The sequence below is a fragment of the Devosia sp. genome (assembly GCF_017307565.1).
GTDB lineage: Bacteria > Pseudomonadota > Alphaproteobacteria > Rhizobiales > Devosiaceae > Devosia.
In genome coordinates this window covers 1-11,718 of the sequence record NZ_JAFKHD010000438.1, presented here as the reverse complement: position 1 = coordinate 11,718, position 11,718 = coordinate 1, and the positions used below count along the sequence as shown (strand labels likewise).

Annotated in this window: 10 protein-coding genes; 4 read left to right on the top strand and 6 right to left on the bottom strand. The window is 60.7% G+C overall.

Going from position 1 to position 11,718, the window contains the following annotated elements:
* The first annotated feature begins 120 nt into the window (after positions 1-120).
* Genes nikC through J0I64_RS19115 form a run of 3 tightly spaced genes read left to right on the top strand, consistent with a single transcriptional unit; the run spans position 121 to position 2,590 of the window.
* Positions 121-1,011, top strand: a complete 891-nt coding sequence (gene nikC / locus J0I64_RS19125; protein WP_291411230.1) for a nickel transporter permease — start codon at positions 121-123, stop codon at positions 1,009-1,011.
* On the top strand, positions 1,008-1,856 hold the full coding sequence (locus J0I64_RS19120) for an ABC transporter ATP-binding protein (protein WP_291411228.1): 849 nt from the start codon (positions 1,008-1,010) through the stop codon (positions 1,854-1,856). Before nikC ends, J0I64_RS19120 begins: the two co-directional genes overlap by 4 nt.
* The gene (locus tag J0I64_RS19115; RefSeq protein ID WP_291411225.1) at positions 1,853-2,590 is read left to right on the top strand and encodes an ABC transporter ATP-binding protein; all 738 of its coding nucleotides are present in this window, start codon (positions 1,853-1,855) and stop codon (positions 2,588-2,590) included. Before J0I64_RS19120 ends, J0I64_RS19115 begins: the two co-directional genes overlap by 4 nt.
* An 18-nt stretch (positions 2,591-2,608) precedes the next feature.
* On the opposite strand, the gene J0I64_RS19110 is transcribed toward J0I64_RS19115, so the two are convergent.
* The 6 genes from J0I64_RS19110 to J0I64_RS19085 form a co-directional block, all read right to left on the bottom strand.
* On the bottom strand, positions 2,609-3,904 hold the full coding sequence (locus tag J0I64_RS19110) for an alpha/beta fold hydrolase (RefSeq protein WP_291411237.1): 1,296 nt from the start codon (positions 3,902-3,904) through the stop codon (positions 2,609-2,611).
* Positions 3,905-3,992: 88 nt separating this feature from the next.
* A complete protein-coding gene (locus tag J0I64_RS19105) occupies positions 3,993-4,796 on the bottom strand; it encodes an NAD(P)-dependent oxidoreductase (protein WP_291411224.1) in 804 nt (267 codons plus the stop codon).
* Positions 4,797-4,806: 10 nt separating this feature from the next.
* Complete coding sequence (locus J0I64_RS19100; protein ID WP_291411221.1) at positions 4,807-6,480, bottom strand: ABC transporter ATP-binding protein; 1,674 nt, start codon at positions 6,478-6,480, stop codon at positions 4,807-4,809.
* Between the two features lie 7 nt (positions 6,481-6,487).
* On the bottom strand, positions 6,488-7,639 hold the full coding sequence (locus tag J0I64_RS19095) for an ABC transporter permease (RefSeq protein WP_291411219.1): 1,152 nt from the start codon (positions 7,637-7,639) through the stop codon (positions 6,488-6,490).
* A complete protein-coding gene (locus tag J0I64_RS19090; RefSeq protein ID WP_291411217.1) occupies positions 7,636-8,619 on the bottom strand; it encodes an ABC transporter permease in 984 nt (327 codons plus the stop codon). The genes J0I64_RS19095 and J0I64_RS19090 overlap by 4 nt, the downstream gene beginning before the upstream one ends.
* Positions 8,620-8,678: 59 nt before the next feature.
* On the bottom strand, positions 8,679-10,571 hold the full coding sequence (locus tag J0I64_RS19085; protein ID WP_291411215.1) for an ABC transporter substrate-binding protein: 1,893 nt from the start codon (positions 10,569-10,571) through the stop codon (positions 8,679-8,681).
* 214 nt (positions 10,572-10,785) lie between these two features.
* Between J0I64_RS19085 and kdgD the strand changes: the two genes are divergently transcribed.
* Entirely contained in the window at positions 10,786-11,694 is a 909-nt protein-coding gene (gene kdgD / locus J0I64_RS19080) for a 5-dehydro-4-deoxyglucarate dehydratase (protein WP_291411213.1), read from the top strand.
* Positions 11,695-11,718: the final 24 nt, after the last annotated feature.

Below are 11,718 nucleotides of genomic sequence, written 5' to 3'. Positions count from 1 at the left end.
CAATGCGGTGTTGGGCGGGACCTTCCTCGTTGGCGCGATTTTCATCGTGCTCAACCAGCTTTCCGACATTTTGTACAATACCCTCGATCCCAGAACCCGGCCGGCCCGTCGATGAGCACCATGGAAACCCATACCATCGCCCGCGCCCAGGTACGCGCCGCCCAGTGGAAGCAGGTGGTCAGTTTCTGCCGCCGTTTCGCGCGCAATCCATCCGGCATGTTCGGGCTTGTCATCCTGCTGGCTCTGCTGTTTTGCGCCGCCTTCGCTCCCATTCTGGCCACTCATGACCCCTACCTCCCCAATCTGGCCGGCAGGCTTTCGGCGCCAAACGCCGAATACTGGCTGGGCGCGGACGAACTGGGGCGCGATATTTACAGCCGCGTACTTTATGGCTCGCGTCTGACCCTGCTGATTGTCGGTCTCGTCATTGTCACCTCCGCGCCGATCGGGCTCCTGGTTGGCGTTGTCGCCGGTAATTATGGCGGCTGGCTCGATACCGTTTTCATGCGCGTGACCGACGTCTTCCTGGCAGTGCCCAAGCTCTTGCTAGCTCTGGCTTTCGTCGCCGCGCTCGGTCCTGGCATCGTCAACGCCGCCATTGCCATTACCCTTACGGCCTGGCCGCCCTATGCGCGCATGGCGCGGGCCGAGGCGCTTGCTGTGCGCAACAGCGACTATGTCAACGCCGTCAGACTCTCGGGCGCCTCCGAGTTCCGCATCATCGTATTCCACATCATGCCCATGTGCATTTCCTCGGTCATCGTGCGCATGACGCTCGATATGGCCGGCATCATCCTGACGGCCGCCGGTCTTGGCTTTATTGGCCTTGGAGCACAGCCTCCGCTGCCCGAATGGGGCGCAATGATTTCCACCGGCCGCAAATTCATCTTCGACCAGTGGTGGGTGGCGACCGTTCCAGGCTTTGCCATCTTCATCGTGTCACTGGGCTTCAATCTTCTGGGGGACGCCATCCGCGACCTGCTCGATCCACACCTGAAGGCACGCACATGACTGAGCCCCTCGTCGAGGTCAAAAACCTGCGTATTGCCTTTCCCACCGAAGCCGGTGGGTGGAATGAGACGGTACGTGGCGTCAGCTTCTCGCTCGGCCGCGAAAAGCTCGGCATTGTCGGCGAAAGTGGCTCGGGCAAGAGCCTGTCCGGCCGCGCCATACTTGGCGTCTTGCCCGACCACGTGCGCATCGAGGCGGAAACACTCGCCTTTGACGGAATCGATCTCCTGACCGCCTCATCGCGGCAGCGCCGCCATCTGCGTGGCGGCCGCATGGGCATGGTGCTGCAGGACCCCAAATTCTCGCTCAATCCGGTGATGACGGCGGGCGAACAGATCGTTGAAGCAATCAGGATCGGCGACCGTCGCATCGGCAGAACGGCCGCACGCAAGACAGCACTGGAAATCCTCGAGAGCCTGCACATTCGTTCCCCCGAACTGGTGTTCAACCGCTACCCGCACGAACTCTCCGGTGGCATGGGTCAGCGGGTGATGATCGGCATTATGGTGGTGCGCGAGCCTGACTTGCTCATCGCCGACGAGCCGACTTCGGCCCTTGATGTGACCGTGCAGATGCAGGTTCTGTCCATTCTCGATGAACTGGTCGAGCGGCGGCGTATGGGGCTGATCTTCATCAGCCACGATCTGCAATTGGTGAGCCGCTTCTGTGACCGGGTGATCGTGATGTATGCCGGCCAGATCGTCGAAACGCTTGATGCCAAGCGTCTCAACGAAGCGCAGCATCCCTATACGCGCGGCCTGCTCGCCTGCCTGCCCGAAATCGACGGACCGTTGACGCCACTGCCGGTGCTTGATCGACAGGCCGCCTGGAGCCAGACATCATGATCGACAATATTTTGACCGTTGACCGGCTCTCGGTTCGCTTCGGCGCGGCAACTGTCGTCGATGATGTGAGCTTTGCCGTGGCGCGCGGCGAGAGTTTTGGCCTTGTGGGCGAAAGCGGCTCAGGAAAATCCACCATTTTGCGCACCATTATGGGTCTTAACCAGGACTGGTCCGGCGCCATTGGGGTCAATGGCGTGCCGGCCCGTGGCACGGGTAGGAGTGAATTCTCCCGACAGGTACAAATGGTGTTTCAGGACCCTTATGCGTCCCTGCATCCGCGTCATCTCGTCGGCAATGCCATTGCCGAGCCTATGCGCATTCACCGCCTCGACAATGTCGAAGGCCGTACGCTGGACCTGCTGCGCCTGATAGGGCTCAGTGAAGACTTTGCCTATCGCTATCCGCACGAGCTGTCTGGCGGGCAACGCCAGCGCATCGCCATTGCCCGCGCTCTCGCACTGTCACCAAAATTGCTGCTGCTCGATGAGCCGACCTCGGCACTCGACGTTTCGATACAGGCCGAAATCCTCAACCTGCTTAATCGCCTGCGCAGCGAAATGGGGCTGACCTTCGTGATTGTCAGCCACAATCTGGCGGTGATTTCCTATATCTGTGACCGGCTGATGCTGCTGCAAAACGCCAGGCACGTCGAAACGCTGACGCGCGAACAGTTGCGCAGCCGCGACCTTCAGCAGAACTACACGCGAGAGTTTGTCGCCGCCAGCGGCAGCTGATGCCAGGCCGGGACGCGCTCAGCGCGCCCCACCCTTATCATTGAACATTTCGTGCAGGCGCTTGAATACGCGAACGTCGGCACGCAAGCCGTCATGTTCGTATTCATTGGTAATCCAGTAGTCGAGATTGCCCACGTGGCGGGCCGTTTCGAGCGAGAGATCGGCGTCAACATACATATCGTCAAAGTAGATTGCAGCCACGACCGGTACGTCATTGGCGGCAAGTCGATGCAGATCATAGAGCGCGCTATAGGTATCGCGCGCGGCGAGGGCCTCGGCGCCAGCGCGGAAATCGCGCAAGGAGCGGATTTCCTCCAGCATCCAGGGAAACATCATTTCCCCGGTGAACAGTAAGGGACGCCGCTCCGGCGCAAATTGTGGCAGTTCCTGACGCACACGGTCGGCCGCCCAGGCCGTCGCTCCTGGACCTTCGCCATAAAGGCTCTCGTGCAGCACCACAAACAGCGGATTACTATCATAGCTGGTTAAGCGCATGACCTCGGCCAGGAAGTGCTCGGTGAACGGCCCTTCGCCCCTACCAAGGAAGGCTTCGTCGACCAGCCAATGAATGTTCTCAAATCCGGGCTTCATGCCCAAATCGATCCCGATGGTCTGAAAGCGTCGAACCGTCAGTTGATCGCCATCGGGCAGAACTATGCGGTTGGCCGCGATATGGTCGGCAATAGCACCGATCCTGACAATGTCGGCAGGGTAGCGCCGATAGAACTGCTCGTTTTTTGCCTCAACCCGCGGGTAGGTACGGCGGTAAAGCTCGTCGGCCGAGGGCCGAATGCCAGCAAGTCCACCTGTCACGAGGCAGCCCGATAGCCCCTCCGGCGCCTGGCTGAGATAGGTAAGCGTGATGAAGCCGCCATAGCTCTGGCCCAGCGAGACCCAACGCTTTTCCCCAAAGACGGTCTTCCGCAAATGTTCGAAGTCCCTGACAATCGAATCTGCTCTGAAGCACGCCAGAAAGTCACCTGCTTCCCGTCCGCTCGCAAAGCCGCGCATGGTGCTGCCTTCCACACGTGAGCTACGGCCCGTGCCGCGTTGATCGGGCAGAATGACGCGATAGGTCTTGAGAGCCTCGACCAGCCAGCCCGGCCCTGACTGGGTGGGCCGTGGAGATTTCCCACCCGGTCCGCCCTGAAAGAACACAAGCAACGGCAAGTCGGCATCCTTGCGTGTCGGGTCCACAACTTCGCGCGCAAACAGCACGATGCTTCGGCTATCCGCCGGCCGCGACCAATCGAGGGGCACCTCGATTTCATGGTCGCGGATATGCATGCCGGGGATAGTGTATTCTGCAGTGATCATTGGGGCCGCTTCCAACCGGGTAACGCCGATGCGCAATTCGTTTCTCGCATGCCCGCAGGAAAACTTCGAGCGCCTCGCCGCCTGATTAATCGGCTTTGCTACCCTGATCGTCCTGGTGGCCCCAGGTGGAAAAGGCACCGCCAACCAGGCGATTGCGAGCGTCGCCCTCATCGAGCGGTTCGAGAGGATCTGGACTTCCAAGTTCTTTCGAGCCGTGCGCCGGAACCCATTGGAGACCAGGGGCCGGCTCGTTGATCACCATGGGCAGCGGGTTGGCGGAAACGCCATAGACAATCCGATGTCCAAGATCGCGTTGATCAAGCCCGGTCGCAATAAGTTGGGCCAGGTCGTCACGATTGAGCCAGAGCCGCGCTTCGCGCGGTGTGCCGGGATCGCCAGCGGTGCAGATACGGATGGCAAGGCCTTCGACGCCGAACTTGTCAAAATAGAGCCGACCCAGCGTTTCACCAAAAATCTTGGACACCGCATAAAGCGAGTCCGGCCGATAGGCGGTATCGAGGTCGAGCGGGATATCGCTCGGGGTTGGGTACATGCCGACCACATGGTAGGTCGAAGCATAAACGACGCGCTTGACCCCGGCTTTGCGGGCCGCCTCGAAGACATTGTAAGTGCCGACGATATTGGCATCGAGCACGGTCTGCCAGCCGGCCTCCTTGGCCATACCGCCGAGATGCACGACGCCCGAAATATCTCGCGCCATCAACCGATCTACCGCCGCGCGGTCGGCGAGATCGGCGATCTCCACCACCCCGCCGTCCTCGGCCGGCCGGATATCGGTCGCAAGCACCGCCCTGCCCTTTTCGGCAAACCAGCGGCGCATATGGGTGCCGAGCCTTCCGGAAGCGCCGGTCAGCAATATGGTGGACATGGAAACTTCCTTATTGCGGGGCGTCTGCGCGGAGGCGCGGATCCGGCCGCGGCACGGCGCCTATCAGGTTTTGCGTATAGGCGTGCTGCGGGTTTTCGCAAATCTGCACCACGTCTCCAACCTCGACGATCTTGCCGTTCTTCATCACTGCCACCCGGTCGCAGAAATAGCGGATGACCGAAATATCGTGGGAAATGAACAGGTAAGATAGGCCGTATTCGTTCTGCAGATCGCGCATCAGGTCGAGCACCTGGTGGCGGAGCGATACATCGAGCGCGGACGTCGGCTCATCGGCAATGATGAGGCGCGGACGCACCGCGACAGCACGGGCGATGGAAATGCGCTGCCGCTGACCACCCGAAAAGGCATGCGGATAGCGGTCGCCGATGTCGGGCGGCAGGCCAACGCGCGAAAGCAGCTCGGAAACCCGATCCATCATCTGCCGCTCGGTCATGTCGGTATTGGTCCGCAGCGGCTCCGAAATGGTCTGGTAGATGGTCATGCGCGGATTGAGCGAGGAATGCGGGTCCTGAAACACCATGCGCACTTCGCCATAAAGCGACTTCATGCCGGCCTTGTTGAGCGTGGCGATATCGACCGGCTCGCCATTGCTCGGCCAATACATCACCTGCCCCCCGGTCGGATCGTAGACGCGCAAGAGCGTGCGCCCAAGGGTCGTCTTGCCAGAGCCGGATTCCCCCACGACACCGACCGTCTCGCCTTGGTTGATGGTCAGGCTCACCCCATCGATGGCCTTCAGATAGTTGGTGGGCCGCCCCATGAAGCCGGCATTGAGCGGAAAGTGCAGCTCGAGGTTCTCGATTTTGGCGATCGGCTCTTCCGCCGCCGGACGCGGCGGGCGTGGTGCGGGGGTTTCGAGTTTTAGCACGGAACCTAGTAGCGCCCGCGTATAGGGCTGCTGCGGGCGTTCGAAGAGATCGAAGACACTTGCCTCCTCGACCTTTTGGCCTCGAAACATGACCATGACACGATCGGCAATCTGGGCGACGACGCCCATATCATGGGTGATGAACAGCACGGCCATGCCGCGATCCCGCTGCAATTCGCGGATCAGCGACAGGATTTCGGCTTGGGTCGTGACGTCGAGCGCCGTGGTCGGCTCGTCGGCAATCAGGATTTCCGGATTGCACGACAGCGCCATGGCGATCATCGCCCGCTGCCGCATGCCGCCGGAAAATTCGAAGGAATAGCGGTCGAGCGCCTTTTCGGGCTCTGGAATGCGCACCCGGCCGAGGAGAGCCGCCGCGCGCTTGCGCGCCTCTTCCTTGCTGACCTTTTCGTGCAGCAGAATGGTTTCGACGATCTGGTGGCCGATGGTGTGCACCGGCGACAGGCTGGTCATCGGCTCCTGAAAGATCATGGCGATGCGCCGGCCGCGTACTTCGCGGATGGCAAGGCCCCGGCTGCCAAGTTTGACGATATCAACCTCGCCCGAGCTGGTGTCGAGCAGGATCTGCCCGCCGGTAATGGCGCCGGGCTTGGCCACCAATTGCAAAATGGCGCGGGCCGTCACCGATTTGCCCGAGCCGCTCTCGCCCACGACGCAGAGCGTCTCGCCGCGTTTCAGGTCAAAGCTCACATCCTTGACCGCGTGGACCACGGATTTCTGGATCGGGAAATCGACCGAGAGATTGCGGACTTTCAGAATGGTTTCGTCTGACATGACCGGCTCACTTGGCATAGGGGTCGGCAGCGTCGCGGACGCCATCGCCGAGGAAATTGAGGGCCAGCACCGCCACGACCACGCAGACCCCTGGCACAAACTGCCACGGTGCCTGGGTGATGGCGCGCAGGTTCTGCGCGTCCTGTAACAGCACGCCCCAACTGACGATGGGCGGCTGCAGGCCCAGCCCCAAGAAGCTCAGCGCCGTTTCCGCAAGGATCATGTTGGGAATGGCGAGCGTAATGGCGGCAATGATGTGCGAGTAGAGCGAAGGCATCATGTGACGCATGATGAGGCGGAATTCGCTGACCCCATCGAGCCGCGCGGCGATAACAAAGTCCTCGCGGCGGAGACTAAGAAAGCGGCCACGCACGACACGGGCAATTTCGGTCCAGCCGATCAGCGAGAGAATGATCAGAATGGCGAAATACACCTGTAGCGGCGGCCAATCCTTGGGCATGGCGGCGGCAAGACCGAGCCAGAGCGGAATGGTGGGCACCGAGCGGATAAACTCGATGACGCGCTGGATAACCCGATCGACAAGACCACCGCGATACCCGGAAATACCGCCCAGGATCAGGCCGATAATGAGCGAGAACGTCACGCCGACAAGTCCGATGGACATGGATATGCGCGTGCCGTGAATGGTGCGGCTCAAGAGATCTCGGCCGAGACGATCACCCCCGATCAGGAAGAACGGATCGGCCTTGTCGGTAGGCCCGAGAAAATGCCGGTTAGCCTCCCAGATACCCCAGAACTTGTAGGGCTGCCCCTCGACGAAAAAGCCGATGGGAATGACCTTGTCAGGATCAGGCTGGAACAGGCGCCGAAAACTCTTGGGATCGACCTGGCTCTTGTAGCCAAGGACATGCGGGGCGAAGCGCGTGCCGTCCTCATCCGTCAGGAACAGATGGATTTGCTGCGGCGGCGCGAAAGTGTAGCGCGGGTCAAACTTGCCGGGATCGTACGGCGCCAGAAACTCGGCAAAGGCAGCCACAAGATAGATTAGCACCACGACGACGAGTGCCACCATAGCCAGCCGATGGCGGCTGAACTTGTGCCAGATCAGCGCCCATTGGCTGGCAGCAACAAGGCTGCCGGCATGCACCTGTTGATCGAGAAGAGCCGCCTCCCCGGCGGTGTCGATGGGCGCGCTCATGACAGACGAATCCGCGGATCGGAAATAGCAAGAAGGATGTCGGAGATCAGGGTACCGATGAGCACCAGCCCGCCGGTGAGCAGGATGAAGGCGCCGGCCAGATACATGTCCTGGCTCTTGAGCGCCTGTAGCAGCAGGGGCCCGGCCGTCGGCAGGTTGAGAACGGTGGACACGATGAGCTCGCCAGAAATCAGGGCCGGAAGCACCCAGCCGATGGTGGAAATGAAGGGATTGAGCGCCACGCGCACCGGATAGGTCAGCACCAGCCTGCCTTCGGGAAGGCCCTTAGCGCGAGCGGCCTCGACATAGGGTTTGTGCAACTCATCGAGCAGATTGGCGCGCATGATGCGGGTCAGCGCCGCCGTGCTGCCGAGGCCAATGACGAGAATGGGAATCCAGGCGTGCTGGAGAAAATCCCACACCTTCGCAAGCGAAAGCGGCGCATTCTCAAAGGCCGGCGAGAAGAGCCCGCCCACCGACACCCCGAACCACATGGTCGAGATATAGAGAAGCACGATGGCGACAAGGAATTCGGGCACCGCCGTCGCGAGAAAGGCAAAGGTGGTCGTGAGATAATCGATGACCGAATATTGCCGCACCGCCGAGATGATGCCGATGGGCAGCGAAACCGCCCACATGGTGATCAGCGTCAGGAAAGAGATGAGCGCCGTCATGCCCATGCGACCCCAGACCAGTTCGGTCACCGGCTGGTTCCACTCAAAACTCTGGCCGAAATCGCCGCGGACAATGCCGCCGATCCATTTGACGTATTGCACGGCGAGGTTTTCACCCAGGCCATAGCGTTCGCGGAGATTAGCAAGCACGGCACTGTCGACGGCTTCGCCAGTCTGCGCGATCTGAGCGGCATAGGTCGAAACATAGTCTCCGGGCGGCAGCTGGATGACGGTGAAGGCGAGTATCGAGATCGCAAACATGGCCGGGATCATTCCGGCGACCCGTTTGAGAATAAAGATCAGCATGGGCAGCGATCCCTTGGTCGAGGAACCCGGCCGGAAGAACCGGCCGGGCGGGGATGCGGTTAGTTCTTGAAGTAGAACTGCTCGGTATTGAGCGTGCCCGGATCGGGGTGAATCCAGCCCGTTGGCGTATCCGCCGGCACGTTGCCGAGATTGTTGGAGACCACTGCAAGGCCCGGAATGGCCGTGCTGATGCCAATCTGGTAGAACTGGTCGGCCGTTATCTCGAGTAGCTTCTGGAAAAGTTCTGCCTGCTCGTCAGCGTTCGAAGTAGCCTTGATCTGGTCGTAGAGCGCCCACTGCTCCTTGACGTAATCGGGCGGCTCGGTGCCGCCGTCGCCGATATAGTATTTTGCCCAGTCGACGGCGAAGTTGGACTCGGTCGAGAAGGGAAAGTAGTCGCGCGGATCGATGAAGACGTCGATGCCGCCGGACGTGGCGCCCCAGACGACGATATCGTGCTGGCTCGCGGTCTTTTCTTCATAGAAGCGGGTGCGATCCTGAGCGGAGAAGCGCGCGTCGATCCCCACGGCCTGCCAGTATTGCACCAGCAGTTCCGCCGCGTCGGCATTGGCGCCAAGCGCTGTCACGGCAGCGACATTGACCACCAGCGGACTGCCATCGGGCGCGAGGCGGAGACCGTTGCCGCCACGCTTGTCGAGACCGATCGAGTCGAGCAGACGATTGGCCTCGTCGACATCGTACTCGAGATATTGGGTGGCCAGCCGCTCGTTGTAGAACGGCGTGCCTTTGCGCGGCGTCACCTGCTGCGGCGTCCCCTGCCCCAGGAACAAGGTGTCAATAATAGCGACCCGATCCAGGGCGTGCGAGAGCGCCACGCGGAAATCCTTGTTGCCAAAGATCTCGGCCTTCAGCGGATCATGCGAGTTGAGATTGACTGAAATGGCCAGCGAATTGCCGACACGGGACTCGCGCGGGGAAATATAGAAATTACCCGCTTCCGTGCCTTCCGCCAGAACCGGCAGGTTCGCCGTATTGGCTGTGTGGCGCACTTCATAGTCGATTTCGCCGGCCAGAACGCTGAGCAGCAGCGTCTGGGCTTCGGCATTCACCGAAATGCTGAGCCCATCGATGTAGGGAAGCTGGTTTCCGGCGGTATCGACCTTCCAGTAATAGGGATTGCGCTCGAACGAAACGCGTGTGGCGCCAGCCACATAGGGGTCGGTAATGCGCCAGGCTTCGAGCGTCGGCCGCTCCGGATTGCGCCAGCGCTGGATGTTCTCGATGCCGACGCCGCACATATTGGTCATATGCTCGGCCCAATCGGCAACGCCGGCCGCCTTGGCATTGGCGTCTGCATCCGGGTTGTATTTGGGCATGAACTGGCTGCAATAGGCCTTGTTCAGCAGCGCCAGCTGCACGCCATAGACGCTGGCGGCATTGATGATGAAAAGCCCGTTGGGCTTGGTCCAGGAAATAGTGAATTCAGTTGGCGAAGTCACTGAAATCGTGGGCAATTCACCCTCGACCGTCAGCCAGCCCGGCTTGGTCGGAAAGAGCTTTGTGTCGGGCAGGACGTCTTCGATGAAGAAGGCGATGTCATCGGCGGTGAATGGGCTGCCGTCAGACCATTTCATGCCCTCGCGCAGGGTGAAGGTGAAGGACTTGCTATCCTCGCTGGCCGTGTAAGCGCTTGCAATATTTGGGTAAACGTCGCCAGACCAGTCGGCGTCCCAAGTGAGCAGCGGCTCGTAGCCGAAATAGGTGAAGAGCATGTTGCGGTCATTGCCGCCCACCATGCCGCCGCGGAAGGTGCCGCCATACTTGCCGACTTCGCTGACGGGAGTGACGACGCGCGGATCGGACCCGAGGCGCTCGGCTACGGGTGGCAGGTCCAGCCCGTCGAGAGCCGGAGACTGTTGATATTGCTGCGCAAATGCTGCGACGCTCCCCAGCGTCACAAGCGAGATTCCCGCCAGGGCGGCTACCCTCAAATGTTTCAATTTTCCCTCACATCAGACTGATTTCACCGGCGGCTATACCGTTCCGGGCAATTGCTGAGGCCCGCACTCTTGTATGACTGCAATTACAATGTCAACAATCAATCATACTTCTTTTGGAACACACATCATCACGTGCCGTTGACAGCTCCATTTCGGGCATGCATACAGAAAGAAGTATGACTAATCGCCCCGCAGGAGGCCGGACGTGAATTTCGACGAACTCAAGACCAAGATCGGCTCGGGCCTCTTGTCATTTCCGGTGACGGACTTCGATGCGGACGGGGAGTTCGATCGCAAGTCCTACGCCAAGCGGCTGCAGTGGCTATCGTCCTACGACTCGGCAGGCCTTTTCGCGGCGGGCGGCACGGGCGAATTCTTTTCGATCGGCTATGACGGCGAATATGACGACATAATCGCCACGGCGGTGAGCAATGCCGCGCCCGGGGTGCCGGTACTGGCCGGCGTCGGCTATGGTACGCGCATGGCGGTCGAGCTGGCAAAGCGCGCCGAAAAGGCTGGCGCCGCCGGCATTCTGGTGCTGCCGCACTACCTGATGTTCGCCGAGCAGGAGGGCATCATTGCCCATATGAAGGCGATCTGCGACGCGGTCGAGATCGGCGTCATCTACTATGCGCGCGACAATACCCGCCTGACGCCGCAATCCCTCGCCAAGCTCGCCGAGATGTGCCCGAACCTGATTGGCTACAAGGACGGCATTGGCGACCTGCAGCTGATGGTCAAAATCTCCAGCCTGATCGGCGACCGGATGGTGCATATCGGCGGCCTGCCCACGGCCGAAGTCTTTGCCCAGCCCTATCTCGAAATGGGCGTCACCACCTATTCCTCGGCCGTGTTCAACTTCGTGCCGGAACTGGCCCTGCGCTTCTACAAGGCCGTGCGCACTCGCGACACGGCGACCATCGAGGGCCTGCTGAAATCCTTTTACCTGCCGCTCATCGAGTTGCGGGATCGCAAGCGAGGTTATGCGGTGTCGATGGTCAAGGCGGGTGCAGATCTCGTTGGCCGTGGCGCCGGGAAGGTGCGCAGCCCGCTTACGGAATTGACCGGCGAGGAACGCGAGGAGCTTTCGAAACTCATTGCTGCCAACCGCTAACACCAACGCGCCCTCCCTGCGCCA